Origin of the sequence: Parvimonas sp. D9 (assembly GCF_035282565.1) — a bacterium.
Taxonomy (GTDB): domain Bacteria; phylum Bacillota; class Clostridia; order Tissierellales; family Peptoniphilaceae; genus Parvimonas; species Parvimonas micra.
Genome location: NZ_JAYKBM010000123.1, coordinates 1 through 278, shown reverse-complemented (window position 1 = coordinate 278; position 278 = coordinate 1). Strand labels below are relative to the sequence as shown.

Genomic DNA, 278 nt, shown 5'->3' with positions numbered 1-278 from the left:
CAGCTGCGGATGTCGCCATCAAGGATGCCCTCGATCATCGGCTTGGCGATCTCTACGACGGCGCCGTCCTGCGGGTTGATCCGCAGCATGGGCGCGATCGGAAGGCGGATCTGGCCCGCACCATTGGCGGCGATCGTGTCCGCCGATTGGTGCAGGTAGCGCCGCCCGCCATGGATGATCGAGAAATACTGACCTTCCTTGACCGTATAGCCCGCCGCCAGGCCGCGCATGGACAGCAGGGAGCCCGCCTGTCCCGCGCCATTGGCAACGGCGTTGCC

1 protein-coding gene is annotated in these 278 nt (G+C 66.2%); it reads right to left on the bottom strand.

Going from position 1 to position 278, the window contains the following annotated elements; all coding sequences use genetic code 11:
- The coding region (locus VJI94_RS08280; protein WP_324009011.1) for a hypothetical protein at positions 1 to 278 on the bottom strand (278 nt) is incomplete at both ends.